The organism is Kitasatospora albolonga, from assembly GCA_002082585.1.
Classification (GTDB): Bacteria; Actinomycetota; Actinomycetes; order Streptomycetales; family Streptomycetaceae; genus Streptomyces; species Streptomyces stephensoniae.
Genome location: CP020563.1, coordinates 3172877 through 3197060, shown reverse-complemented (window position 1 = coordinate 3197060; position 24184 = coordinate 3172877). Strand labels below are relative to the sequence as shown.

The following is a 24184-nucleotide window of genomic DNA, read 5'->3' as shown; positions in this document are numbered from 1 at the left end:
GAACCGTGTGAGGCTCCCGCCGTGGCTGGTGTGATCACGGCGTCACGGCCGTCCTGGATAGCCCCGTTCACCGGGTGCAGCCCCCGCTCCTTCGGCACGTTGGTGGCACAGCTGCGGCAAAAGGGGGCTGACACGGTTCGCAGAGGCCGGCCGTGGAGCTTGCCGCTGGAGGACCGGGTGCTGCTGGTCACGGCCTACTGGCGTACCAACTTGACGCTGCGGCAGCTCGCCCCGCTGTTCGGCGTCTCGAAGTCCGCAGCCAACCGCATCGTTGGCCACCTCAGCCCCCTGCTCGCGCTCAAGCCCCGCAGGCGATTCCGCAAGAGCACCGTCCTCATCGCGGACGGCACCTTGGTCCCCACCCGCGACCACACGGTGGCCGAGCGATCGAAGAACTACCGGTACTCCACCAACCACCAGGTCGTCATCGACGCCGACACCTGGCGCGTCGTGGTGGTCGGCCGGCCGTTGCCCGGCAACCGCAACGACTGCAAGGCGTGGGCGCTGTCCGGAGACGAGGATGCTGTCGGCCGCACCACCGTGATCGCCGACGGCGGCTACCGGGGCACCGGCCTGGTCATCCCGCACTGCCGTGAGCGCGGGCAGAGCGAACTGCCGGCCTGGAAAGAAGAGCACAACTCTTCCCACCGCCAGGTCCGCGCCCGTGTCGAGCACGCCTTCGCCCACATGAAGACCTGGAAGATCCTCCGAGACTGCCGGTTGAAGGGCGACGGCGTCCATCACGCGATGAGAGGCATCGCCCGCCTGCACAACCTCGCACTCAGCCGATGAGCGAGGGTTCAGCCCGGCTCAGCCGCGCCGGAGCCCGTCGGCTCCGGGGGTCTCTGGTGCCCGCACTCCAGCCGTTTGCCGTCCGCGTCAGTCACTGTGTATTCCAGGACGACCTTGGCTGGGTCACCGTCCTCATAGAGCCACACAGTGATGCCCTCCTGACTGACAGCGGTAGAGAACCAGACATCGATGCCCTCAACCTCCGGAGCGACCGTGAAGACCTCCCCGGGTTTCAGCCAGTAGTCCTCACCGTACGGCTCGACAAAGAGCCAGAGGTCGCCGACGCCCGCATTCTCCACAGGCAACCTGCTGCGTCCCACTTGTCCCCCAAGACCGCTGCCTCCATGAACCTCTACACGGTATCTACCCAGCCCGCATCGGCGCCTTCAGCCGACCTTCGCCCCACCGACCCTTTGCGCGACAGCCCTTAGCGTCGACTATCCGTGACGGTCCGTCCTCCCGTCAGCTCGCCTTTTCGGTTGTTCAGGCCGGGTAGGCTCGCTGATGGCTCGGCTGTCGCGTTGAGCGGGTGGTGGTTCCCCCGGGCCAGCGGCTCTGGTGCTGTTTGCGGGCGCGGGAGCGTTGCTGCTCAGTCGGGGTGCAGGAGGGCTTCGGGACCGTGTATCTGCGGTTGCCTTCGCTAAAGAGTGGATATGTCTGTTTCTCAAGAAGTAAGTAAAAACGAGCCTCGCGCCACATAAACCCGCAGGTCACGAACTGTGCTCCCCGCGCGTGCGGGGGTGGTCCCGAACCGCTCACGGCCGCGAAGACGTTGCCGGAGTGCTCCCCGCGCGTGCGGGGGTGGTCCCGGGGCGAACTCGAATTACAGCTCGATTGCCCAGTGCTCCCCGCGCGTGCGGGGGTGGTCCCGGCCGGGCCGGGTTCGCCGGGGTCGTCACCTGGTGCTCCCCGCGCGTGCGGGGGTGGTCCCCGGTGAAGATCGACTGGATCGCAGGGCCTAGGGTGCTCCCCGCGCGTGCGGGGGTGGTCCCACGGCGAGCCCGGTGATCAGGGCGCGGTCCACGTGCTCCCCGCGCGTGCGGGGGTGGTCCCCGGAGCGGACCGGACCGGAAGCGACGGACCGGGTGCTCCCCGCGCGTGCGGGGGTGGTCCCCAACACCGATGACTGGAAGGCGCAGGTCCGAGGTGCTCCCCGCGCGTGCGGGGGTGGTCCCACCGGTCCCGCGACCAGGAGCATCAGGGCGCCGTGCTCCCCGCGCGTGCGGGGGTGGTCCCGGGCGGTCCCGCGGTGCGGGCGCCCGGTGTGCGTGCTCCCCGCGCGTGCGGGGGTGGTCCCCGGCGGTGGAAGGTCTCCACCTCGTTGAGGAGGTGCTCCCCGCGCGTGCGGGGGTGGTCCCTCGCCCCCCGGGTGCAACCGGGGGGATCAACCGTGCTCCCCGCGCGTGCGGGGGTGGTCCCGCCGGGCTCGCCGCAGCGCAGGGCGGAGGGTCGTGCTCCCCGCGCGTGCGGGGGTGGTCCCCCTGCTTCCGGCACCGCTGGTCGTGCTGGCCGGTGCTCCCCGCGCGTGCGGGGGTGGTCCCATCACCGGGGACGGCGGGCCCGCCACGGCGGAGTGCTCCCCGCGCGTGCGGGGGTGGTCCCTGCGGTCCCTGCGCGAGGACGTCTCCGGCCTGGTGCTCCCCGCGCGTGCGGGGGCGGTCCCCGGTCCTGGCAGTAGTCCGGCCACGTCCGACCGTGCTCCCCGCGCGTGCGGGGGTGGTCCCGATCAGGCGGATTCCCACGGTTGCTCTCTTCCGTGCTCCCCGCGCGTGCGGGGGTGGTCCCACGGTAAAGGTCAGGCTCAGCAACATTCTGGGGTGCTCCCCGCGCGTGCGGGGGCGGTCCCTGGGACATCAACGCCAAAAATGGCGTACCAAGGTGCTCCCCGCGCGTGCGGGGCGGCGCCGAGGCGCCGACGGTCCTTGGCACGGCCGACTGCACCCAGAGCTATGCGGGCTCCTCCGGCAGCCCCGTCGCCAAGCAGCTCCGGCTCATGCGGGGCAACTGGGGCACCAGAGCCTGTCGCCGTGAACGAGAACGGACAAGCAGCGACTGACGCTCGAAGCACCGCATGGGACGCCTGCTCGCAGAGCAAGCCCCAGTGACGGAAGGCCAACGCCAAGGGACAAGAGAACATGGTTCAACTGGACTCCGACCAAGCCCCGGTCATCTGGATGATGCCTCCCGGACGGACGCACAGTGCCGATACGGAGGGGAGCAGAGGACCACCAAGCTCCCCTGGCAGCTCACCGCGGACGACCGTGAGCCGGAGGTGCTGAGATGTTCGCCGAGGGGCCGTGCGAGGACACCGTCGTCCGCTACACGTTGGCCGACTGACCTGACCTGTCTGGTCCCTCCCGCTGGCGATGCCAAGAGAAACGGTCGGCCCCACACCACAGTAAGTACCCAAATTTTCCTAGGACTTGGGCCCTCCCGGCAGCGACGGCGGTCGTGCTGTTTTATCCGTCCCGTCCTCCCCGATGCGTGTGGTTGGGTGGCTTCGGGGCACCGCTGGGTGCCTGCACGCGACACCGACCGGAGGAAACGTGAACCACTCGCGAAGATTCCCTAAGGCCCTCGCCGCACTCGTCGTCGCCGCGGCTGCCGCACTCGGCGTCGCGCCCGGGGCGGCGGCCGACGGTCATCCCGTTCCGGCCGTCCGGGTCGCGGCGGATGTGCCTTCAGTGTCATACCTGTGGGCCGGTTCGCACAGCTTCGATTTCAGCCTCGACGGTGGGGCGACCACACAGGCCGGTTCCTACCAGAACATAGAACCTCCACTCTCCAGTGCGAGGCCGAGCGACCTGTCAAGCGGTGCGGACGTGCGCAGCACAGTGACGACCCAAGGTGACGTCACCACCGTTTCCCAGGTCCACCGGTCCAGCGGGGACGCGACCCGGTTCGCTCTGCCCAAGGGACAGACCTTCCGCGCCGCCAGCGGGTGGAGTGTCCTGGTCGGCGGGAACAGCGGCGGGGGCCAACTGCGTGTGTGGCGCGCCTCCGCTCTGCTGCCGGTCGAGAACGCCGCCGGGGGGCGGGTGGTGGCGGGGATACCCTCCGGCGCCACCGTGTACCTGGTCCGGCCGGGCGGCTCCGTGAGGTACGCGGCCGTGGCCTACCGGTACCAGGGCGTGGCGACGGCAGGGCTCGTCGACCTCGCCACCTACTCCTTCACCCCGTACGTCACCGGGCTGTCGACCGGCGCCCAGATCCGTTACAACGACCGGTGGTTCGCCATCGACGAGGGGCCGAACCACACACTGAGCGCGGTGCGCGTCGGCTCCGCACCCGGTACCGGGCCCTCCGCACTCGGCGATGCCGGCCCCTACCGGCTGCGCGCCGTCGTCGGGGATCACCTTGTGCTGGGCGACCCGGAGCCCGCTTCCGGTGCGTCCGCGCGGGTGGACGCGGTTTCTGCTCTCGACGGCTCCCGGCGGACCGTGCTTGATGCCGCGCAGAGCGAGGTGACCTTTGCCCAGGACGGCGCCGCCCTCGCCACGGCCCCTGACGGTACGGGGCTGTGGCGCGTGCACCACATCCTCCCGGGCGGTGACTCCGGGCTCCAGGTGTGGCCCTCTTGGATCGTCGTCGGCGCAGAAGCAGCAGGCGAGGAGCCGGTGCGCTGACCGTGGACGCACGGCTCTCGCCCCTTTCCTGGTGGCGGGCCCTTGAGGACCTCCGCGCCCCAGCGGCTGGACCGTACAGCGTGACCACCCAGTAGGCGCCTTACGGGGCGGCGGCTCCGCGAACTCCGGCAGGACGCCGACCTGCCTGACCGTGAACCAGCTTGCCGCCCAGCGCCGTTGGCGCCACGCGAAGACGTCCCGGATCGAGAACGCGAAGACGCCTCCCTCGGCCCGGGACATCCGCGACTGGTGCGAGATCTGCCAGGCCCCCAGCAGGGCGCTGGAGTTGACCGTAGTGTCCCGCCACGCCGAGACGTCATACACGGCGACGCTCTCGTCTCCGTCGAACCGTTCTCCGCGCAGGTCAACATCGTCCGGCCCAGCGAGATCGGCCTGTACCTGTAGGAGTTCGAGCAGCTACGAGCCATGGCTGTGTACGGAGTACGGGGCCGAGGCACGGGCGCTCGTCGTAAAGGCCATCGACGCCCCTGACCATGGTCCGGGACGCTTCCTGCCCGAAGCTCGGGTCCCGGCCCTCGGTCCTCGGGACCCGAGCCTCGGGATCGACCGGTTCACGCTTTCGGGGTACGGAGGCGGGGTCCTGGCCCGAAGCTCGGGTCCCGGGACACGGGTGTCGGGACCCGAGCGCCGAGGTTCGAGCGCCTTTTTTAACCGGCGGGAAAACCAGGGGGTTTGGGAATACCTCCCCTGCCTCCCTCCCCCTGCCGCGGCTGGGGAAGTATGACTAATCGTGACAGCTTGCGGCGGAGCGTCACGACTGCTTACGGTTCAAGAACTAAGCGACCCCGACACGGTGTAGCAAGCACCGACGCCGGGGTCTGACCGCAAGATCGAACCCCAGAAAGCCGATCCCGTGGCTACCCAGAACCTTAGCCCTGCCCTGCACACACCCGCACCGTGTGCCCCGTACCCGATGGCCAAGCCCGGTTACGGCAAACGCTCCACCCCCGACCAACAGCCCCGTACGCGCCACGACTTCGCACTGCTCCCGACGCGCGAGCGGTACGTGGCCGGGTTCGTCGACCACCTCCCCGACGGCGCGGCGATGAGCGTGAAACACCTGGCCAAGCAGCTCCCGCTCTACGGCCAGCAGGCGATCTCGACGGCGCTGACGGCCCTGTCGGTGGCGGGGCACTTACGGCGGGTCCGGTGCCCGGTCGGCGCGGGCGACGAAACCCGCTGGGTCTTCCGCACCTTCTGGTCCCGCACAGCACGGGACAACGAGTGGTGGAACACCTACCTGGCAGCCCAGACCACCACCCCCGCACCGGACACCTCGCCACCACCCCCACCACCGGGAAGCCCGACCGCCGAGCCGCCACTGCCCGCACCGCCGGAGAACCCCCCTCCGGCACAAGCCCCCACCCCCACCTCCGCCCCGAAGCCCCCGGACGCCCCCACCGCCGTACCGCGCCAACGCAACTCGCCCCAGGTTCCGGACGCAGAGCCCACCCCTGACACGACGCCACCCCCGGCACCGCCAAACCACCCCGAGGCCACCCGTTCCCCCGCCTACCTGGCCCTGGCCCGCCTCGGCCACCAGGACCACCGCCTCACCCTCTCCGCCCACGACTGCACCGCCCTCGAAGCACAGGCCACCCAATGGCTGGCCCGGGGCGTGAGCATCGACTACCTCACCAACGCCCTCACCGCAGGACTCCCCGCCACGATCGACCACCCCGCCGGCCTCATCCGCCGCCGCCTCACCGACAAACTCCCACCCCACCTCCCCACCCCCACAAGCACCCCGCGCCCCACCCCCACCCACCGCATCCTCATCGAATGCACCACCTGCGGCCGCCCAGGCCAACCAGAGGCCCTCCCCGACGGCCTCTGCCGCCCCTGCCGCACCACCCACACCAACGAAACCCAGCCCCCACCCGCCGAGGTCGCCGACATCAAGGCACATATGGCCAACCTCCGAGACCTCCTCAAACCCGTCTGAAACCAACAACGGTGGCTCGACCCACACTTCAGCCAGCCTGACAACGCCTCCTGCGCGGCCCTGACCGAGACCCTGGACACCGAGCTCGCGACAGCGAACAGAAAGCCCGCGAACGCTCCCGGCCTCCGCTGCGCAGTGACTAACCTGCGGAGAGGACGAAGCCTCGCCCGCAAGGAACGAAATGCCTGCCGCAACCAGCGGAAGGCAGCACCACTCCTGACAGACACAGGTCCCGGCCCAGCCCGCCCGCCCCATAGGGGAGAGATGTCCGTTTCTCAAGAAGTAAGCAAAAACGAGCCCCTGACCGCATAAACCCGCAGGTCACGAACTGTCGTCCCCGCGCACGCGGGGGTGGTCCCCTCACGCAAGGACTTGACCCATGGGAAATGAAGTCGTCCCCGCGCACGCGGGGGTGGTCCCCTTGACCGGCGCCGACCACAGCAACGTCCTCTGTCGTCCCCGCGCACGCGGGGGTGGTCCCGGTTGGCAAGACACCACGTACGACGGATCAAGGTCGTCCCCGCGCACGCGGGGGTGGTCCCGGCATCGTCACCGCGAGCAGGACGGACGGGGTGTCGTCCCCGCGCACGCGGGGGTGGTCCCGGTTGGTGCCCTCCTCGCCCTCTTCATGGCAAGTCGTCCCCGCGCACGCGGGGGTGGTCCCTCATCTGGGGTCCGGGCTTCACCAAGAACCATGTCGTCCCCGCGCACGCGGGGATGGTCTCCGGAGGATTGCGAAGTTTTCCACGCACGCCCGGTGGTCCCCGCGCACGTGGGGGTGGTCCCTGGATGCCGCTGCTGGTCGGGACACCGGCCCAGTGGTCCCCGCGCATGCGGGGGTGGCCCTGGCACCCGGAAGTGCCGGACGGGCAAGAACGCGGGGTCCCCGCATCCTGCGGGGATGGCCCCGGGCATCACGCATGCGAAAAGCTGGGACGATGGTGGTCCCCGCGCACGAGGGGACGGTCCCCCGACCCGGGCGGTGTACAGGTCACCCTCGGGGTGGTCCCCGCGCACGCGGGGGTGGTCTCCGGCGTACGGCCCCGTGAGCATGCTGGAGGCGGGACCCGGTGGGGGCTCACCGGCCCCGTTCCGTCGGCTTGGGGCCGGATGCGCGGAAAGAGATGGATTGCCGGGCCCGTGCATCAGCGGAACCGTAGGTAGCACTTCAAGGAGTCGAACGTGACAGGCCAGACCAACGGAGCGGCGCAGGTCGGGAATGCGCTGGATCTGCCCGACGGGCCTCAGCCTGCCTTTCGGACGGACCTCGGCGCCTTGTACCAAGGCGACTGCCTCGAAGTGATGCGAAACATTCCGTCAGGTTCCGTGGATCTCGTTTTTGCGGACCCGCCGTTCAATCTTGGAAAGATTTACGGCAAACATTTCACGGATGCCGTGGCCGAGGTCGAGTACACGAACTGGTCAGAAGCGTGGATCAAGGAAGGGCTTCGCCTGCTCACCCCCGGCGGGGCATTCTTCCTCTACAACATTCCCAAGTGGAACATGCGCAACGGCGCTTATATGCAGAGCCTGGGGATGAACTTCCGTCACTGGATCACCATTGATATCAAGCTGAGCCTGCCGATTCAGGGGAAGCTCTACCCCAGTCATTACAGCCTGCTGTATTTCACCAACGGTAAGCCGAAAACGTTCACGCGTCCGAGAATTCCCATTCAAGTGTGTCGGCACTGCGGGAAAGATATCAAGGACTACGGCGGTCACCGCAATAAGCTGCACCCGGACGGGATCAACCTGACGGACGTCTGGAACGACATCCATCCTGTGAGGCATCAAGGCACCAAGAACCGGCAGGCGAACGAGCTGAGCGAGAAGCTGCTCGAGCGTGTCCTCGGCATCGCCAGCGAGCCCGGTGACGTCGTGCTCGATCCTTTCGGTGGTAGCGGCACCACCTACGCGGTCGCCGAGCGGATGCACCGGCAATGGCTTGGGGTGGAGCTCGGCGACATCGAGCCCATCACCAACCGCCTGACGGGGATCGGGAATCAGGTGGAGCTTCCCGGGTTCGGCGACTCGGGCAAGGGGCGGCGGAAGTAGGCCGGTGCGACCCGGATCGAAGCCGTGCCGTGCGCCAAAGGCGCGGGAGAGGCGCGTGCAGATCCGGGCCGCAGCGTGACCGCGCTCTTGGCCGCGGGGTGACCCCGCCCCTGGTCGTTCAGGATTCCGCGCGGCCGTCTTTTCCTTTAGGGATGCGGGCGACGTCGAAGGACTCGGCGTCATGCTCCACCGTGACGATCCCGAAGTAGCCGAATTTCTGGAACGTCCACTCCTCCCAGAGGGGGTGATACGGGAGAAGCTCAGGAGCGTTTCCGATGCGATCGGTCAGGTATCTGGCCAGTTCCGCACTCGGGACCACGAGGACTCCGCCCGACAGATATCCGACCTTCATTCCCAGGCCGATGCGGTTGATCGCCCGGTGGCTGGAGGAGATGTTGCCGGTCTCCCATTCGACAGCGAAGGGGAGCGGGTCGTTCCCCGGGAACGAGAGGTGTCCGTCGAAGGCGCCCGGGCGTGATCCCTTGACGACTTTCTGCTCGATCTCCTCAGTCTTCGGTGCCCTTCTTTCAAGCTCCCAGCCGCGCTGCTCCAGCGATTCGGCGAAGCTCTTCTTGATGGGAACTACACCGTTCCCTTCGCCGCGCTTCTTGCCCGACTCGGGGTGAATGGTGAAGCGGTCCGAGCCCGGCGGCCAGACAACATCCGTCACCGCTGCGCGTATGTCCTGCTCCACTCGCTGAAAGGCGGAGCTGCTGCTGTATCGACCCTGGTCTACCAGAGTCCTCCATTCAGTGATCTTCACCCGTGTAGCGTACAGTGATCAATTCGGGCATGTGAGGCGTGGAGAGTCCTCAGGGCGATGCCCGGGCGTGCTCCGCGTCCCGCGCTTACCGAATGATCGTCGTCGGTCACCCCGTGTGGCACCGGGTATGCGCTCGGCACCCTCGCCCGCCGCCACCCCTTCGCCCTCGCGGGTACCAGGGCCGCCCCCGCCCATGCCTCCCGCCAGCGTGTCGGCGTAAATTCGTTACCGTCCCGGTCGCCGAGGGCGGAGACTCGCCCCATGGCTGACATGGCGGCGTTCTGCGAGGCGGTCACCGCATGGGCGGCCGGCGGGCCCGAGGGCCCCGCCCGTGAGCTGGCCGAGCGGCTCCCCGTACGGACCGTCGTCCTCCTCGAAGGCCCGAGCGACGCCGCCGCCGTCAACGCGCTGGCCGAGCAGCGGGGGCGGGACCTGGCCGCCGAGGGCGTCTGCGTCCTCCCGATGGGCGGTGCGATGAGCGTCGCCCGCTTCGCCGGTCTCCTCGGGCCCTCCGGTCTCGGCCTCCGCCTCACGGGGCTGTGTGACGAGCGCGAGCGCGGATTCTACGAACGGGGGTGGGAGCGGGCCGGTGCGGGGGCCGAGCAGGAGTTCTTCGTCTGCGCGGCCGACCTGGAGGAGGAGCTCATCCGTGCCCTCGGGGTGGCACGGGTGGAAGAGCTGATCCAGGCGGAGGGCGACCTGCGCCCGCTCCAGATCTTCCTGCGCCAGCCCGCGCAGCAAGGCCGTTGCCCACAGCAGCAGTTGCGGCGCTTTTTCGGTACGAAGAAGGGGCGCAAGATCCAGTACGGACGCGTCCTCGTCGAAGCCCTGGACCCCGACCGCGTACCCGCCCCGCTCGACGATCTCTTCGCCCGTCTCTGATCTCCGGAGCCCAGGGCGCGGGGTCGGGGGTCTGTCCGTGCGGCCCGAAGTGCGGCACCCTGGTGGGCGGTCAACTCGCGTAGATTCCACGGCACTTCGTACACCCCGCACCCCACTGCCCGGTTGTCGACCCGGAGGATTCCCCCCCATGCGCTCGCCCCGAAGCCGAAGCCGAACCCGTACTCGTACGAGCCTCCTCGCCCTGCTGGCCCTCCTCGGCGGGCTGCTCGCCGTCACCGCCACCGCGTCCCCCGCAGCCGCCGCGCCCAACTTCAAGGCCCCGTACGCCTGCGGTCAGCAGTGGACCTACAGCCACCACTCCGCCGAGGTCAGACGTGCTCTCGACTTCGTCCGCACCGACGGCGGCGCTACCGCCGGTTCCCCGGTCCTCGCCTCGGCCGCCGGTACCGCCTACCGCCACTCCCAGCCCAGCGGCGCGGGCAACTACATCTCCATCGACCACGGCGGCGGCTGGCAGACCTACTACTTCCACCTCAACGCGTTCTCCGTCGCCAACGGGGCCCGCGTCGCCCAGGGCCAGCAGATCGGCACCACCGGCTCCACCGGCAACAGCTCCGGTGCCCACATCCACTACGAGCAACTGCTCAACGGAGTCGGCCAGAACATCGTCATCAACGGCCGCTCGCTCAGCCCCTATCCCGGGTCGTACTACAGCAAGTACCTGACCAGCGACAACGGTTGCGGCGGTGGCAGCAGCAAGTACTGGGTCGACACCTTCGCCAACGCCACCGGCTACGCCGCCCCCAACACCGCCGACGCGCAGGGCATTCTCAACGCCGGTACGCACTACGTCTACTGCAAGGTGTGGGGCGCCCGCGTCGGCACGGCCACCCAGTTCAACCACTGGTGGCTGCGCACCGACCTGGACCGTGTGTACGCGGGCAAGAACGGCCGCAACGCCTACGTCTCCGCGTACTACCTCTCCCGCTGGGGCAACGACGAGGCCCGCGACAACAACGGCACCGTCATCCCGAACTGCTGACCGCACCCCCCATGACCCCGTGCACGGGAGGGCCGCGGCGGCTTCCTTCCCGTGCACGGCCTGCGGCCCACGGCCCCACGCACCCGCGCGGCCTCAGAATCGCAGCGCCCCGATCAGCCGCCGCGCCGTGCGAGCGTCGACGGCCCCCAACTCGACTACGTCCGAAGCCCCTTCGCGTACGGAGACGGTGAGCGTCCCGCCGTCCGTGGCGCCCGCGAAGGCCCGCGCCAACAGGTCCCGTACGGTCTCGGCGTCCGGGAGTTCCGGACCCGGCGACGAACCGCCCAGCAGCCGCGTCAGCCGTACGGCGCTGTCGATCCGGCAGGCGCCCAGGGTGATGCGGCCCTGCTGGACGCGCAGTTCCGGGAGGTCCACCCCGTACCCCTCGCAGATCTCCCGCAACGCGCGGGCGGCCTTGAGCGTGCGCTTGGTCCCGGTACGGACGAGCCGCGCCAACTGCCGTGCGTCGGCGGCCTTCAGAGGCCCCAGCTGTACGTTGCCCTCGCCGTCGGCCGCCCCCACGTGCAGCCCGGCCTCGCGGAGGGCGGCACGCAGTTCGGCGGCGGCCCCGGGGGAGGAGAACGTTGTGGTTGTCGCGGTCATTCGTAGCTCCTGACGGGGTGCTCGTTCGGTAAGTGGTGGAGAGGGAACGGGAGCACGGAGACGGGGTAGGCGGTCCAGCGCCAGCGGGCGGCGGGGGTGTCCAGCTCGTACGCGTACGGCTGCCCCCTGCGCAGCGTCCGCACCGCCGCCTCCACCCCTCGGTGGTCGCCCAGCCAGGCCCATGCCCGGTGGAAGGTGTCACGGTCGAGGCGCGGTGTCAGCCACCGTACGGATTCACGTATCCAGGTCAGCGCAAGTCCGGGCGCGGTGGTGACGAGGTCACCCGGGAGCGGGTGGAGGCGCGGGAGGAGCGCGGGGCCGTCGGTGTCGGTGTGGCACCAATAGGCCCTGGGAAGTGGGTAGTTCACGCCAGCGCGGCCGGACGCGAGGTGAGGATCTCGGCCCACACGTCCTTGCTGTCCCGGCGGACGACCGTGCCGAAGTGCTCCGCAATCCCGGAGATCAGCGCCAGCCCGCGCCCGCTCTCGGTGGCCCAGTCGGGCTCACGCGGCGTGGGCGACTCGGTGTTGGTGTCCGTCACGGTCACCCGTACGCCGTCGGGGCGGCGGCGCAAGGTGATCGTGCAGTGCGGGGACCCGGTGTGCCGGTCCACGTTGGCCAGCAGCTCATGGGCGCAGAGCGTGACGGAGTCGGCCAGCTCCCGGAAGCCCCAGAGGTCGACGTGGGCGCTGACGATGCGCCGCATGATCGCGAGGTTCTCGGGGTGGGCGACCAGGTCCTGGCGGTAGTCGGGCGGGTCCGGTTCGGTGGCGATGGTCATGGCTCCTCCAGAACGAAGTGAGTGATGCGCCTGAAGATCGACAGCTCGTGAACGTGCGGATGCCGTCGGTCACGGGAGGGATGGTGCCGTGAGAAGCATCGCTTAGGCAAGTATTCCTTCACGGATTCATCCGAGAGGGTGCAAGTTGCCGAAGTGTGTTGTTCGTGAGTGAAGTTGGGCCTCATCATGACGCCATGGCTCAGAGCGACATGCCCACGATGCGGAGCCGCCGACTCGGCGGCGAACTGCGACAGCTTCGACTGAACGCCGGCCTCAAGGTCCAGGACGCGGCGGAAGCCCTGGAGTGTGGGCAGCCGAAGATCAGCCAGATCGAGAACGGCAAGCGCGGCATCCGCCCGCTCGACCTGACGACGCTACTCAATCTGTATGGGCTGGAGGACGAGCGGCAGCGGGCCAGCCTGAAGCGGCTGGCGAAGGAGATCCACAAGGTCGACTGGTGGAGCGGGCAGGGTCCGTTTCTCCACGACGCCCTGAAGGACTACCTGATGTTGGAGGCGGACTCCCAGGTGGTCCGCACGTTCGAGCCGATGGTCATTCCAGGGCTGCTCCAAACTGAGGCGTACATGCGCCGCTTGTACGAGCAGGCGGTACCGGCCGACCAGGTGGAGGCGCTTGTCGATACCCGCATGAAGCGCAAGGTTTTGCTCGACAACAAGCTCGGCTTCCGGCTCCGAGCCGTGATCGACGCCCCCGCTCTGCACCGCATCGGCGGTGGACCGGACCTCGTTGCCGGGCAGTTGGCCCATCTGCTGGAAGCGGGCTCGTCGCCGAACGTCACCATTCAGGTGCTGCCGCTGAACTCTGCCCTGCCGATCGAGCAGTACGTGTCGTTCTCCATCCTCGGACTACAGGCCGATCCGCCGGTGGAAGTGGTGTGGTTGGAGCACATCACCGGTGGTACGTTGCTGGAGCAGAATCCCGATGTGCAGGCGTACAGCAAGGCATGGGACGAACTGACTGCCGCCGCGCTGTCGCCCACCGCATCCCGGCAGTACATTCGCGACCTTATCGAGGAAAGCAGATCATGATCGAGGGATCGGCTCGCGTTTCGAAGACCGAGCTTGAATGCGCGCGCTGGCACAGGAGCACATACAGCGGGTCGAACAACAACTGTGTCGAGCACGCCGCCCTCTCCTCCGGCCGCCACGCGGTCCGCGACACCAAGGACCGCGCCCTCGGCGCGCACATCTTCGCCCCCGCCCCGTGGCAGACCTTCGTCACCGCCGTACGGGATGGCGCACTCTGACGGACCACAGCTGAGGAGCGCACGGCTCACGACTGTGCGCTCCTCAGCCGTGGGCAGCCTGCCCTGCCACGCAAGCATCAGCACCCAGTAATCCGTCACCCGGCGGAAGGCCGCTGTCAACGATCGACCGCCCAGCGTGCGTCCGCAGGCCAAGAGCCCGTACCGACGATCTGCTCCACGAGCCTGAACGCCTCGATGACGGGGACGGTGTCCTCATCCGGGTACTCGTCGTCCTGGCCGTTGGAGAGGGCGAATCCGTCGCTCGATCCCTGAGCCCCGGGGGACACGGCATGTTCGCCGGGGTCACCCTCGTCTTCGAGCAGCATCACCATCGCGCGTTCCGTATTCGTCACGAAGACCAGCGATCGTCCGGACGAACTGGTCAGCCACGTCTCCAGTCGGCCGTTGTCGATTCTCGACCGTAGAGCCTCCAACACCGTTGCGGACGACACCGGTAGAGGACTTTCGTCATTGATCACCCAGGACTCGATCACGGACACGACGATCTCACGAACGGATCTGGGAGACGGCTGCTGTGGCAGGTGACCGGCTACAGAAGGCTCTGGTTCGCTTGAGCGATACACCCTGGGTGTTCGGGTTTCGCCGGTGGCCGGTCGGGAACCACCTCTTCGCTGTCTCGGGCTCGACCACGGGAGGCAGCGCACCCGACAGTTCATGCGCGAGTTCACCGAGGACGGGGAACATGACCGAGCAGCCGGCCTTTCAGACAAGGGAGTCCGCGCTTGACAGCGCGCTCTGGCACAAGAGCACGTACAGCGGGTCGAACAACGGCTGCATCGAACACGCCGCCCTCCCCTCCGGCCGCCACGCGGTCCGCGACACCAAGGACCGCACCCTCGGCGCGCACATCTTCGCCCCCGCCCCGTGGCAGACCTTCGTCACCGCCGTACGGGACGGCGCACTCTGACGGATCGTGCCGAGAAGCGCACAGCCCACTGCTGTGCGCTTCTCCGTTGTGGGCGGGCTGCCCTACCCCGTGAGCATCGGCACCCAGTGCTCCATCACCCGGCGCAGGTGCCGACGGTGAGCGGCGATCCAGTCGTCCGGGGGTACGAGCGGGACCCGTACGGTGACCATGGAGCCGCCCTCGTCCTCCACGATCACCTCGGGGCACTCGCGTTCGCCGACGAGTTGGACGAACAGGGACGGGCCACGGCTCATCTCCCGCCAGGCCACGTCCTCGTCGGCGTCGAGCCGGTCCAGGGCGTCGCCCCAGCTGTTCAGGTCCGCCACGGACAGCGGCAGGTCGAGGCGGCCGGAGACGAAAGGCGTCCTGACGGCGATCTCCGCGTCCAGGCCGGAGGCCCACGTGGGGCTGCGTCCCAGAACCCTGACCGTGACGCTGTTTCCCTCGTCGTCCGCGAGGGAGATGAGGTCTCTCGGCGGGCTGTCGTTCATGGTGGCCCTCTCGCTGGCGCTTAGGGGGAAGTCGTTCATGCGAGACGGGATGGTTGACGAGCCGTCGGCCCCGTCGGCCCGCAGAACCCCTACTCGTACCGGTACTTCAGCGAGTCCGCCTCCGCCTGCTCGATGTCGGCGATCGTCAGCTGCGGCATCCGCAGTTGGGCCAGCGTCACCTCGGCCGAGGTCGGCTGGGCGTCCGTCGGCAGCCACTGGTCCGGCTTCCAGGCCGCGCTGCGCAGGAACGACTTCGGGCAGTGCGGGTAGACCTCCTCGATCCCGACCACCAGTGCGCTGGCCGGGGGTTTGCCCACCGGGGTCAGCTGCGACAGCAGTTCCGGGCGGGTGGAGACGGCGGCCCGGCCGTTCACCCTGAGCGTCGTGGTGCGCCCCGGGATGACGAACATCAGCCCGGCCCGGCCGGTGGCGATGACGTTCTGGAGGGTGTCCAGCCGCTTGTTGCCGGTCGCGTCCGGTATCGCCACCGTCCGTTCGTCCAGGACGGCGACGAACCCGGCGGGGCCGCCGCGCGGGGAGACGTCGCAGTTGCCCTCGGCGTCCGCGCTGGCGATCAGGACCAGTGATGCGCAGCCGATCAACCGTCGGGTCTGGTCCGTGAGTTCGGCCATCTGCTTGCGTACGGCCGCGTCGCTGGGGAGTCCGTAGGCCCGGCGCAGCGCCTCCTGGTCGGACAGGGCGTCGAGGCTGAGCGCGTCGAAGGCGCTGCCGGCAAGGGATGTTGTCATGGCACTGACCCTACGGGGAGGGGTGCAGCATGTTCTGCGGGTGGCACTTGGAGCTGCTGTACGGGGGCGGTTCGCCCCGATCGAAGCGTCTGCCGCGCGATTCCGGTCCGGTAGGGCCCACCGGTCGGCCCGCTGCTGCTCCGGTCACCGTTTAGCCGCTTCCGGCGGGCGGCTGCCTCAGGTCGAGCATCCTTGTGGGCTGACCGGTGGTGCGGGCGATGGTCTCGAAGTCATGGTCGTGGTGCAGGAGCGTCAGGCCCGACTGCTCGGCGGTCGCGGCCAGCAGCAGGTCCGCGGGGCCCGCGCTGCGATGCTCGCCCTTGGCGGTGAGCTGTTCCTGCACGGTTCGGACGCGCCGATAGATCCCGTCCGGCATCGGGCACCATGTGAAGAGTGCCAAGCGCTCCCCAAGGCTCTCGCGGTCCTTGGCGGAGCGCGCGGAGTAGAGCACCTCCAGCTCGGTCAGGTCGCAGAGAGCGACGAGGCCCGCACCGATACGGCGCTCCCAGTCCTCCGTGCTCCGGCGCCCGAGAACGCGCACGAGCGCCGAGGTGTCGATCAGATAGTCGGCAACGCTCACCGGGGCGATCCACCCCGATAGTTCCGCTTGTCGAGGAGGAGATCCAGGTCCAGAGCGCCGTCATCGGCCAGGTCCTGCAGCTCGTGCAGGGCGCGCAGCCGTCGATTGCGGTCAACGATCTCGCGCAGCGCGGTGTTGATCGTGTCGCGTTTCGTCGTGGTGCCGAGTTCCTTGGCGGCGGCTTCCAGGGCTTCGTCGTCGAGGTCGATGACCGTACGGCTCATGCTGCCCTCCGTTATGTATACGCTCCTGTATGCAAGTATACATGATCGAATATATCGACGCCTTCCCCTCGGTGCCGTGCTCGGCCCGGGTCATTCCCCGGGGCGGGGCTTACGGTGTCTGCTCGCCCGGCTCGTAGTGGCTGAGGGTGTGGTGCCGGAGCCGGTGTCGGTGCCGTGGGCGGGGTTTCGTCGCGCGGGTAAAGGAGGCGCTGGGGCGCGGCCAGGGCGGCGGCGGTTCCGTACGGTCCCCAGGTGTAGCCGTTCCAGCGAGCGGGATCATCCCAGCCTCTTCGTCACGCCGACCGCGCCCTCAGCTCACAGCGCAGTTCCAGCCGGCCTCCGCCGCAAGCGCCTTCGCCATTCAGGAGGTCGGCCAGTACGCGACCTCCATCCGCTTCAGGGAGTTCGCCCGGCCTTATTGACGATCCCGCTGTCCAGGATGGCGACGGAGGCCACCACGGCTCCGTCCTTACCCCAGGCGTTGTCCTCCAGAAGGACCGTCCTCTCGCCCAGCAGGCGCGCAGTGCTCTTGTCGAAGACCCACTCGGTACGTTCGCCGTCGTGTACCCGTGCAACCGCTACTCCATGGCGTCCGGCAGCGTCCACGGCATCGGGGACGGCCACAACTCCGGGAATCCGGGTGGCGGCGCGGTAGAGGGACGCGGTGATTGCCGGAGGCGCCGTCGAAGAGCGCAGAAGGTCGCCGATGGCAACGAATGCCTGCTGGTCGGGTCCAGTGGTGGAGCCTGAGTCTGCTCCATGGTCAGCCTCGGCGTCCTCGTAGATCCGTTCCAGCAGGGCGTCAGGATCGGTCGGAAGAGCCGCCAGGAAGTTGTACGTGGGCGAGTTCAAGCTGCCCTTGCCCGGGATCTCCGGTAGCAGCTGGTCCGCACCACCCTTGCGCTGCAGAGTGCGCCTGCTGCCGTCCACGGACGTCCACTGCTCCATGCCCGCGTCCTGACGCAGGCGCTGCATCGCCCCGCCCTCAGCCTCGGAAAGGACCGTCGTATGGCCAACGACCTTGACATACGCGTACTGGTCGGGCCGAGCCGTCGGCAGTGGCTCTGCCGCGGCGGCCAGGGCAGCCCGCTCCAGCAGGTCCACCGAGGCTGCGGATGCCGGTGGTACCTCACGCGGAGCCATGGTTTCCCCGAAGCCGATACTCACCGCGACTACGGTCACGGCGGCGACCGCCGCTGAGCCGAGGACGAGAACCCTGCGTCGACGTCGAAGCAGCTCTCTCCTCGGCGCCGAGCGGGGAGCTGCCTGCTGGTCGATCTCGTTCAGCAGGTGCTGCCTGCGTGCGCGTAGCTTCTGTGGTGACGGGTCCGGGACGGGAGCCGGTGCCAGTACCCGGACTCCCTGCTCACGTTCGGACCGCTCCTGCTGCTCCGTTCGGCGGCGGCCGCGTACCCCAGACCGGACCATACGACCAGGGTGAAGACCTCACGCTCGCTCCGGTTCAGGCGCTTCAGCGCTCTGGCCGCCGCAGCCAGTCGCTGCTCGTCGGCCATCCGTCCGACCAACTCGTCCGTGAAGTCGGGGAGTGCTTCCGCAGCAGGCAGCCGTGACATCGCCGCCCGGTGACGACGCGAGGTCCGTGCGGTGTTGCGCAGCACATTGGTAGCAATGCCCAACAGCCACGCTCGGACGTTCGCCACCTCGTCACGGAGTTTTCCGCGCAACCGCCAGGCTTCGAGGAACGTGAGTGACATGACGTCCTCCGCGAGGGCCCAGTCACCTGTCGTCCGGGCGGCGTGGGCGTACACCAGGCGCGCATGCTGGTCGAAGATCTCGGCGAATGCGTCCCGATCGCCCGCTTGGACTCGCTCATTCAATAGTGGTTCCACACCGACATGTGTCCGCACCGTCTCTCCGGTTCCCCTTCGGACTCTGCGGGATCTTCGATGACCGCTGCCCACGCCGCGATCAATAGCCCGACACCCGCCGCGATCTTGCACGACGGTCCGCCGACGGAGGCGGTGGACCGTTTCGCTTTCTGCGGCTGCTGGTGGGCACACGGGTGGTCCGAGTGTCACGTCGGGTTCCGCTGCCCGGACTTGGTGCCTCGATACGAAGGTGAGTACGGGCACTCATGTGGCGGCTGCCGGTGGGCGGCATGGTCGAGGGTGTCAGCACAACAGGCACCGCACCGGGTATACCGACACCTCCAGGAGACCGCCATGGCCAAGAACTCGCGCTCGCTGCCGCAGACCCTCCGCCACTACCTGGTGAACCCTCTGGCCCTGGGCTACCTGGGTGTTGTGCTCGCGGTGTGCCTGTGGGTCACCGTGGACACCATCTCCGCCGCCTCTTCCGGAGACGCCAGCTTCGCCATCCTGTGGGCCGTCCTGGTGACCGCCCCGTCCTCGATGCTGCTCTCCTTCGCCGGACCTGCGGCCCTGGTCATGATCCCGATCGGTGCCGTTGTTCAGGCCGTCGCACTCGGTGCCCTGTACCGCTACGTCACCGAGCGGCCTGCCCGCGGCATCGAGAACGGCATCAGCGGCGTCTGAGACCCGCGCAGATCCCGTGCTGTTCGGTGACCTGGAGGGGCCGGGCCCGCGTGGACCGGGGCCCGGCGCCGTACGGTCGTAACGGTGGGTCATTCACCGGGGCGGGGCTTACGGTGTCTGCCCCGCCCGGCTCGTAGTGGCTGAGGCTGCGGGGCCGGACCCGTGGGCGGGTTCTCGTCGCGCGGGTACAGGAGGCGCTGGGTCGCGGCCAGGTCGGCGGCGGTTCCGTGCGGTTCCCAGGCGTAGCCGTTCCAGCGCTGGATGGCGCGGGGTGCGGCGGGGTTGAGGTGTGAGCCCTTCGGGCCGTCGCCGGGCACGAGGGGTACGGCTCGAAGCCTGCCGATCTTCGCGTCGCGGCGCTTCGCCCAGTCCGACAGCGGTTCGTCGTCCATCGCGCTGCTTTCCTCGGTCCGGTGGCTCCTGCCCCAGCAGCGTAGTGGCGCCCTATTCGGCGTGGTGCCCGCGAGGTCGATCCCGCTCTTCCAGTCGCCTGACACGCCAGGCGGGCAGCGGGTGGCGGGCCTCCGTCACGAGGAACTGCGCCATGTCGATGAGCATGCGCCGGACAGTCGCGATGGGGACGGCCAGATCGTCCCATTGGCCGTAGTGGGAGTGGAGCCGAATCCGGTCGTCGGAGACGCGTTCCAGGATGCAGCTCTCCACGCCCAGTTGACGTTCGTCCCCGGCCTCGATCCTGAGCCATTGCAGGAGGACCGAGGAGATCGCCCCGTCGGGCCCGCACTGGGCGACGAACTCCTCCGCCGCCCACAGCAGAGCCTGAGGTGTGTTCTCGGGGGCCCTGATCACCGTCCTGCTGAAGCCGGGAGCGACCTTGTGCGGTGTGCCGTCCTCGTCCGTGTCCCAGGCGGGGATCTCCTCCAGGCCGAAAATCCAGGCGTCCTCGGATGCCTTCCCGGGGCCGTTCACTTGGCTCATCTGCATGATGGTGTTATCTGACCGGTCCCTGTTCGTTGATGAACACGGTGGGCGTGGACAGGAACACATCGGCGCCCACCGGGCCGTAAGCGATGTTGAACGTGTCCAGCCAGTACGACCAGTCGCGGGCTCCCGCCCCGCTGCTGAACCGGTAGTTGAGCTGCCAACGCACCCACTGGCCGGGGGCGAGGCGTACGGCCGGGGGGCGTCGTGGCCGGGGAGGCAGGGCGTACAGGGGCTGGACCCGGGGGAAGACCCGCAGACGCCCGTCCGTTTCCCGGAGTTGGACATCGACCCGCTTGCGGGGCTCCTGGGTGTCGAAGGGCTTGAAGCCGTCGCGCTCGTTCATGCGGATCACGTGGGCGGAGGCGGCGGTTCCGGTGGGCGGGAGTACGAAGCCGGTCGGGGCCGCGTTCCTGCGTGCGGCGGCCTCCCCTCCCCGGGACTCCTTCGTCCAGGACGTCCGTATCCACTGGACGGTGATCTCCATGGCGCCCCCCGCCGAATTGCCGAGGGCTCACTCTAGGTGGAGGGGTTCCGGGCCTGCCCGTCATTTCTGGCTTGCCCGTACGGTCTCCATGGGGCGCGTACCGTGGCGGAGAAGGCCGAGAAGGCCCCGGAGAAGGGGGTGAAGGCATGGACGTCGTGATCGGCCGTCCTGTCGTACGGGCCGCTCCGTACCGGGTCGGTACGGACGAGCTGATGGCGGACATGAGGGCGCGGTACGCCGGGCACCCCAAGGTCGAGGTCTGGCTGCGGATGCTCCGGCACACCGGGGTCGAGGACCGGCCCTGGATCTCGCCCGTGGACGCGACGGCCGCGCGGCAAGGGGTCCGGGAGCGGTCGCGGGCGGCGTACGAGGGGGCCCGGGAGCTCGCCGTCGGTGTCGCGGCCGACGCGCTGGAGCAGGCGGGGCTGGGCGCGGGGGACATCGATCTGCTGGTGACCACCCACACCACCTCCTGGACCGTCCCGGGTCTGGACGTCGACCTGGTGGGCCTCCTCGGGCTGCGCCCGGACGTGGCCCGGGTCGGGCTGGCCACGGCCGCCTGCTCGGGAGGCGGGCACGCACTGGTGCACGCGGCACGGTTCCTGCGGGGCCGATCCGGTGGCGGCCGGGCCCTGGTGGTCGCCGCCGAGCAGCTCAGCACCCTGTACAACCCTTCGGCGGGGCCGCCGGACATGCAGGCGGTCCTCTACGGCGGGCTCTTCGGGGACTCGGCGGCGGCCGCCGTGGTGTCGGCCGACCCGGAGGAGGAGGGGGCGGCTGGTGCGGGGGGCGCGCGTGCCGGGTTCGTGGTCGACGACGTCTGGGAGTTCGTCCTGCCCGACAGCTCCGGCGCCTACTGGGGCGTGATCGACGGGGACGGGCTCGCCTTCGACTCGGGGCCGGACGCGAAGCGGGCCCCCGGGCGGGTGCTGCCCCATCTGACGGAGTGGCTGGGCGGGCGGCCGGTCGGCTGGGCGGCGGTGCACCCGGGTGGGCCGGGCATCATCGAGGGCACGCTCACCGGCCTCGGCCTGGACGCGGAGGTGGCCGGACGGCACGCGCGGGCATCCCTCTCCCACGGCAACCTGGGCGGTGCGGCCCTGCTGGACGTACTGGCCCGGACCCTGGCCGACGACCCGCCGGAGGGGCCGGGGGTGGCGGTCGCCTTCGGGCCGGGGTTCACGGCGGCGGGGCTGTATCTGCGGGATGTCCGGGACCGGGAGGGTCTGCGTGATGCCCGGGGCCCGGCGGATCTGGGCGATTCTCAGCCTCCGGCGGATCTGCGCGATGCCCCGGCCCCGGAGGGGCTCCGGGTCACCCCGGCCCCGGCGGATCTGCGCGATACCCCGGCCCCGGCGGCTCCAGACGCAGCCGGGTGAACACCTCCGGCCGGGCGACGCCGGGCATGCAGACGGACCACATCGCGCTCACCTGCCGGTCCAGGCCCTCGCGGTCGGCCAGGGCGAGGGAGACGATCTGTACCCCGCTGAAGCACCCCACCAGCGTCAGGGCGGCCGACGCGGGGTCCACATGGGGCTGGACCTCACCGGCCCGGCGGGCGGATTCCAGGACCGAGGTGACGGCGCTCAGCGGGGCCGCGTAGCTCTCGGCGCTCTGGTACGGGCCGGGCTCGGTCGACAGCCGTACGGCGGCCCGCATGACGGGGTCGCGGATGATGCTGTACGCGTAGTCGAAGCTGATGTCCACGAGCGCCTGGAGCCACAGCTCCGGCGGCGGGCCCGACTCCGCCCGCTCGGCGACCCGGCGGAAGTACGCGTGCTGCCGGGCCAGGATCGCGTCGCCCAGGTCCGCCTTGGTGGGGAAGTGGTGGGCGAAGCCTCCCCTGCTGACCCCGGCGATGCGCTGGATCTCCGGGGTCGCCGCACCGGCGTACCCGTCGCGGTCGATCACGACACCGGCGGCCTCCACGATGCGTCGGACGGTCTGCTCCGCGCGGTCCTGCACAGTGCCTCCTCGGTCTCCCGGGGTCTCCCGGCGACGTTACCCGTGCCCGGTACCGGCCGCTTCGCCGTCGCCTTCAGGCGCGTACGGTCCCGCGGTCCTCAGGCGCAGCACTCCAGGCAGATGTCGCCCGGCGGCCTCGGCTCCACGGTGAGGGCTCCCCGGCTGTGGAACAGGGCCCACACGCACTTGCCCCCGGAGGCGCGCCGGACCCAGCCGTGGGCGTCGGCGAGCGCGTCCAGCAGGAAGAGGCCGCGTCCCGACTCGTCGTCGACCGGTACGTCGGAGGGGGGCGCGGGCAATGCCAGGTCGCTGGGGTCGGTCACATGTACGGAGACCTGCCCGGAGGTGTCGACGGTGATCTCCACCTCGATGGCGTCCGGGGCGCGTGCCCCCAGGCCCACGGCGACGGCGTTGGTCACCAGCTCGGACAGGACCAGTACCGCCGCTTCCCGTACGTCGACGGGCAGGAGCGGAGCGGCCCAGTGCCGTGCGGTGCGGACTGACTTACGGCTCTTGGGAAGCTTGAGATAGCTCATGACCGAAATCTCTCCAAACAGGTATGCCTGTCGGTTTTCTCCTCCATGGGACTCCTCGGCCCGGTGGTGCGGAAGGGCCCGACCTGGTCGCGACCAGAACAGGTCGTGTCCGTGATGCCGGTTATGGGTGTTACGTTAGCCTTCGCCGCGATAGGGAGGTCCGGGATGCCGCATTCATCACCGGATATCCCGGATATGTCGGACCTGCTGCGGCAGTGGCGAGGACGACGGCGCATCGCGGACATCCCCGAGGGGGCGGCCGGGAACCCGGACGGGCCGGTCACCCAGACCCTCATGGCCCAGCTCCTGGAGGTCAGCCCCCGCCACTACCAGCGGCTGGAGTCCGGCGAGCGCCCGATGAGCAGTGACACCATCGCCCGGATCTCCTGTCTGCTCGGCCTGCACACCGACGAGGCGCGGGCGCTCTACCGGTGGTCGGGGCGGCCCGTGCCGCCCCTGCTCACCCCCGCCGCCCCGGAGATCCCGCACGAGCTGCTCGACTGGATGGACAGCCTGCCCTGCGGGGCCCTGTGGGAAGGCCCGGACTTCGGCATCCTCGCCTACAACGCGCGCGCGGCGCGCAACTGGCCCTGGGTCCGCCGCCCCGGCGCCAACATCATGCTCGACCTGCTCCTGGAGGGCCCCGGGCGGCGGCAGTGCGCGGAGTGGGAGGAACGGTGGGCGCCGCTCCTCCTCGCGCAGCTCCGCCAGGGTTCGCTGGCCGAGGGCAACACCGCGCTGCGGGCCATCGTGGACCAGGTGTGCGAGGACCCCCGCGTCAGGGAGCTGTGGAACAGCACCGCCGACCTGCGCAGCCACTCCTACGGCACCACCCGCCCCATGTACCTGCCCGGCTGGGAACCCCGTCCCGCCTGGATCACCATCATGGGCTGGCAGCCCCTGCACGCCCCCGGCCTCCGCCTGGTCACCGGCACGGCGGCCCGCGGGTCCCGCGAACCGGACCTCCCGGACGGCGTACAGGGCGGCGGCCCCGCCCGTGGGGGTGGCCACGCCGGGGCGGGTTAGGCCCT

General features: G+C 69.5%; 29 protein-coding genes and 2 CRISPR repeat arrays. Of the genes, 12 read left to right on the top strand and 17 right to left on the bottom strand.

Features of this window, described 5'->3' with window-relative positions; translation table 11 throughout:
- The first annotated feature begins 21 nt into the window (after window positions 1-21).
- Window positions 22-792, top strand: a complete 771-nt coding sequence (locus B7C62_13830) for an IS5/IS1182 family transposase (protein ID ARF73226.1) — start codon at window positions 22-24, stop codon at window positions 790-792.
- An 8-nt stretch (window positions 793-800) separates the two neighbouring features.
- Here B7C62_13830 and B7C62_13825 read toward each other — a convergent pair whose 3' ends face one another.
- On the bottom strand, window positions 801-1091 hold the full coding sequence (locus B7C62_13825) for a hypothetical protein (GenBank protein ID ARF73225.1): 291 nt from the start codon (window positions 1089-1091) through the stop codon (window positions 801-803).
- 420 nt (window positions 1092-1511) lie between these two features.
- A CRISPR array of direct repeats spans window positions 1512-2699; the repeat unit is 29 nt; unit sequence GTGCTCCCCGCGCGTGCGGGGGTGGTCCC.
- Between the two features lie 927 nt (window positions 2700-3626).
- Between B7C62_13825 and B7C62_13820 the strand changes: the two genes are divergently transcribed.
- From B7C62_13820 to B7C62_13810, 3 genes are all read left to right on the top strand, one after another.
- A complete protein-coding gene (locus B7C62_13820; protein ARF73224.1) occupies window positions 3627-4418 on the top strand; it encodes a hypothetical protein in 792 nt (263 codons plus the stop codon).
- A gap of 934 nt (window positions 4419-5352) precedes the next feature.
- The gene (locus B7C62_13815; GenBank protein ID ARF73223.1) at window positions 5353-6384 is read left to right on the top strand and encodes a MarR family transcriptional regulator; all 1032 of its coding nucleotides are present in this window, start codon (window positions 5353-5355) and stop codon (window positions 6382-6384) included.
- 330 nt (window positions 6385-6714) lie between these two features.
- A CRISPR array of direct repeats spans window positions 6715-7416; the repeat unit is 29 nt; unit sequence GTCGTCCCCGCGCACGCGGGGGTGGTCCC.
- A gap of 270 nt (window positions 7417-7686) precedes the next feature.
- Window positions 7687-8439, top strand: coding sequence for a site-specific DNA-methyltransferase (locus tag B7C62_13810; protein ID ARF77153.1), 753 nt, complete (start codon window positions 7687-7689; stop codon window positions 8437-8439).
- A gap of 118 nt (window positions 8440-8557) precedes the next feature.
- Here B7C62_13810 and B7C62_13805 read toward each other — a convergent pair whose 3' ends face one another.
- Window positions 8558-9217, bottom strand: coding sequence for a hypothetical protein (locus tag B7C62_13805; protein ID ARF73222.1), 660 nt, complete (start codon window positions 9215-9217; stop codon window positions 8558-8560).
- Between the two features lie 246 nt (window positions 9218-9463).
- Here B7C62_13805 and B7C62_13800 point away from each other — a divergent pair, with 246 nt between their 5' ends.
- Together B7C62_13800 and B7C62_13795 are read left to right on the top strand one after the other, a co-directional pair.
- Window positions 9464-10084 (top strand): hypothetical protein, encoded by a 621-nt coding sequence (locus B7C62_13800; GenBank protein ID ARF73221.1) that lies wholly within the window; start codon window positions 9464-9466, stop codon window positions 10082-10084.
- A gap of 148 nt (window positions 10085-10232) precedes the next feature.
- Entirely contained in the window at window positions 10233-11087 is an 855-nt protein-coding gene (locus tag B7C62_13795; GenBank protein ARF73220.1) for a peptidase M23, read from the top strand.
- Between the two features lie 93 nt (window positions 11088-11180).
- Here B7C62_13795 and B7C62_13790 read toward each other — a convergent pair whose 3' ends face one another.
- From B7C62_13790 to B7C62_13780, 3 genes are all read right to left on the bottom strand, one after another.
- On the bottom strand, window positions 11181-11690 hold the full coding sequence (locus tag B7C62_13790) for a hypothetical protein (GenBank protein ID ARF73219.1): 510 nt from the start codon (window positions 11688-11690) through the stop codon (window positions 11181-11183).
- Window positions 11687-11911, bottom strand: coding sequence for a hypothetical protein (locus B7C62_13785; protein ARF77152.1), 225 nt, complete (start codon window positions 11909-11911; stop codon window positions 11687-11689). The genes B7C62_13790 and B7C62_13785 overlap by 4 nt, the downstream gene beginning before the upstream one ends.
- A gap of 143 nt (window positions 11912-12054) precedes the next feature.
- Window positions 12055-12471: an ATP-binding protein gene (locus tag B7C62_13780; GenBank protein ID ARF73218.1), complete on the bottom strand. Its 417-nt coding sequence runs from the start codon at window positions 12469-12471 to the stop codon at window positions 12055-12057.
- Window positions 12472-12665: 194 nt separating this feature from the next.
- Here B7C62_13780 and B7C62_13775 point away from each other — a divergent pair, with 194 nt between their 5' ends.
- Both B7C62_13775 and B7C62_13770 read left to right on the top strand, forming a co-directional pair.
- Window positions 12666-13520 (top strand): transcriptional regulator, encoded by an 855-nt coding sequence (locus B7C62_13775; GenBank protein ARF73217.1) that lies wholly within the window; start codon window positions 12666-12668, stop codon window positions 13518-13520.
- Window positions 13517-13738, top strand: a complete 222-nt coding sequence (locus tag B7C62_13770; protein ID ARF73216.1) for a DUF397 domain-containing protein — start codon at window positions 13517-13519, stop codon at window positions 13736-13738. Before B7C62_13775 ends, B7C62_13770 begins: the two co-directional genes overlap by 4 nt.
- 116 nt (window positions 13739-13854) lie before the next feature.
- Here the strand turns inward: B7C62_13770 and B7C62_13765 are convergent, their stop codons facing one another.
- Window positions 13855-14232, bottom strand: coding sequence for a hypothetical protein (locus B7C62_13765; GenBank protein ARF77151.1), 378 nt, complete (start codon window positions 14230-14232; stop codon window positions 13855-13857).
- A 209-nt stretch (window positions 14233-14441) separates the two neighbouring features.
- Here B7C62_13765 and B7C62_13760 point away from each other — a divergent pair, with 209 nt between their 5' ends.
- Window positions 14442-14666, top strand: coding sequence for a DUF397 domain-containing protein (locus B7C62_13760; GenBank protein ARF73215.1), 225 nt, complete (start codon window positions 14442-14444; stop codon window positions 14664-14666).
- Window positions 14667-14728: 62 nt separating this feature from the next.
- On the opposite strand, the gene B7C62_13755 is transcribed toward B7C62_13760, so the two are convergent.
- From B7C62_13755 to B7C62_13730, 6 genes are all read right to left on the bottom strand, one after another.
- Window positions 14729-15157 (bottom strand): hypothetical protein, encoded by a 429-nt coding sequence (locus B7C62_13755; GenBank protein ARF73214.1) that lies wholly within the window; start codon window positions 15155-15157, stop codon window positions 14729-14731.
- Between the two features lie 89 nt (window positions 15158-15246).
- Window positions 15247-15906 carry a pyridoxamine 5'-phosphate oxidase gene (locus tag B7C62_13750; protein ARF73213.1) on the bottom strand — a complete coding sequence of 220 codons (660 nt, stop codon included), beginning with the start codon at window positions 15904-15906 and terminating at the stop codon, window positions 15247-15249.
- Between the two features lie 151 nt (window positions 15907-16057).
- Entirely contained in the window at window positions 16058-16486 is a 429-nt protein-coding gene (locus B7C62_13745; GenBank protein ARF73212.1) for a VapC toxin family PIN domain ribonuclease, read from the bottom strand.
- Window positions 16483-16710, bottom strand: coding sequence for an antitoxin (locus tag B7C62_13740; GenBank protein ARF73211.1), 228 nt, complete (start codon window positions 16708-16710; stop codon window positions 16483-16485). Before B7C62_13740 ends, B7C62_13745 begins: the two co-directional genes overlap by 4 nt.
- A 396-nt stretch (window positions 16711-17106) precedes the next feature.
- Window positions 17107-18060 (bottom strand): hypothetical protein, encoded by a 954-nt coding sequence (locus B7C62_13735; protein ID ARF77150.1) that lies wholly within the window; start codon window positions 18058-18060, stop codon window positions 17107-17109.
- Window positions 17994-18560 carry an RNA polymerase gene (locus B7C62_13730; GenBank protein ARF77149.1) on the bottom strand — a complete coding sequence of 189 codons (567 nt, stop codon included), beginning with the start codon at window positions 18558-18560 and terminating at the stop codon, window positions 17994-17996. The genes B7C62_13735 and B7C62_13730 overlap by 67 nt, the downstream gene beginning before the upstream one ends.
- A 333-nt stretch (window positions 18561-18893) precedes the next feature.
- Here B7C62_13730 and B7C62_13725 point away from each other — a divergent pair, with 333 nt between their 5' ends.
- Window positions 18894-19226 (top strand): hypothetical protein, encoded by a 333-nt coding sequence (locus B7C62_13725; protein ID ARF73210.1) that lies wholly within the window; start codon window positions 18894-18896, stop codon window positions 19224-19226.
- An 89-nt stretch (window positions 19227-19315) separates the two neighbouring features.
- On the opposite strand, the gene B7C62_13720 is transcribed toward B7C62_13725, so the two are convergent.
- From B7C62_13720 to B7C62_13710, 3 genes are read right to left on the bottom strand one after another with little or no spacing between them, the layout of a single operon-like run.
- On the bottom strand, window positions 19316-19618 hold the full coding sequence (locus B7C62_13720; GenBank protein ARF73209.1) for a hypothetical protein: 303 nt from the start codon (window positions 19616-19618) through the stop codon (window positions 19316-19318).
- A 52-nt stretch (window positions 19619-19670) separates the two neighbouring features.
- Window positions 19671-20168 (bottom strand): hypothetical protein, encoded by a 498-nt coding sequence (locus B7C62_13715; protein ARF73208.1) that lies wholly within the window; start codon window positions 20166-20168, stop codon window positions 19671-19673.
- Window positions 20169-20175: 7 nt separating this feature from the next.
- A complete protein-coding gene (locus B7C62_13710; GenBank protein ID ARF73207.1) occupies window positions 20176-20652 on the bottom strand; it encodes a hypothetical protein in 477 nt (158 codons plus the stop codon).
- Window positions 20653-20798: 146 nt separating this feature from the next.
- On the opposite strand from B7C62_13710, the gene B7C62_13705 reads away from it, so the two are divergent.
- Window positions 20799-22031, top strand: a complete 1233-nt coding sequence (locus tag B7C62_13705; GenBank protein ARF73206.1) for a hypothetical protein — start codon at window positions 20799-20801, stop codon at window positions 22029-22031.
- On the opposite strand, the gene B7C62_13700 is transcribed toward B7C62_13705, so the two are convergent.
- Window positions 21967-22617 carry a gamma-butyrolactone-binding protein gene (locus B7C62_13700; protein ARF73205.1) on the bottom strand — a complete coding sequence of 217 codons (651 nt, stop codon included), beginning with the start codon at window positions 22615-22617 and terminating at the stop codon, window positions 21967-21969. The two genes, B7C62_13705 and B7C62_13700, sit on opposite strands and share 65 nt — an antisense overlap.
- A 98-nt stretch (window positions 22618-22715) precedes the next feature.
- Complete coding sequence (locus B7C62_13695) at window positions 22716-23153, bottom strand: hypothetical protein (protein ARF73204.1); 438 nt, start codon at window positions 23151-23153, stop codon at window positions 22716-22718.
- Window positions 23154-23198: 45 nt separating this feature from the next.
- Between B7C62_13695 and B7C62_13690 the strand changes: the two genes are divergently transcribed.
- The gene (locus B7C62_13690) at window positions 23199-24179 is read left to right on the top strand and encodes a hypothetical protein (protein ID ARF73203.1); all 981 of its coding nucleotides are present in this window, start codon (window positions 23199-23201) and stop codon (window positions 24177-24179) included.
- Window positions 24180-24184 lie beyond the last annotated feature (5 nt).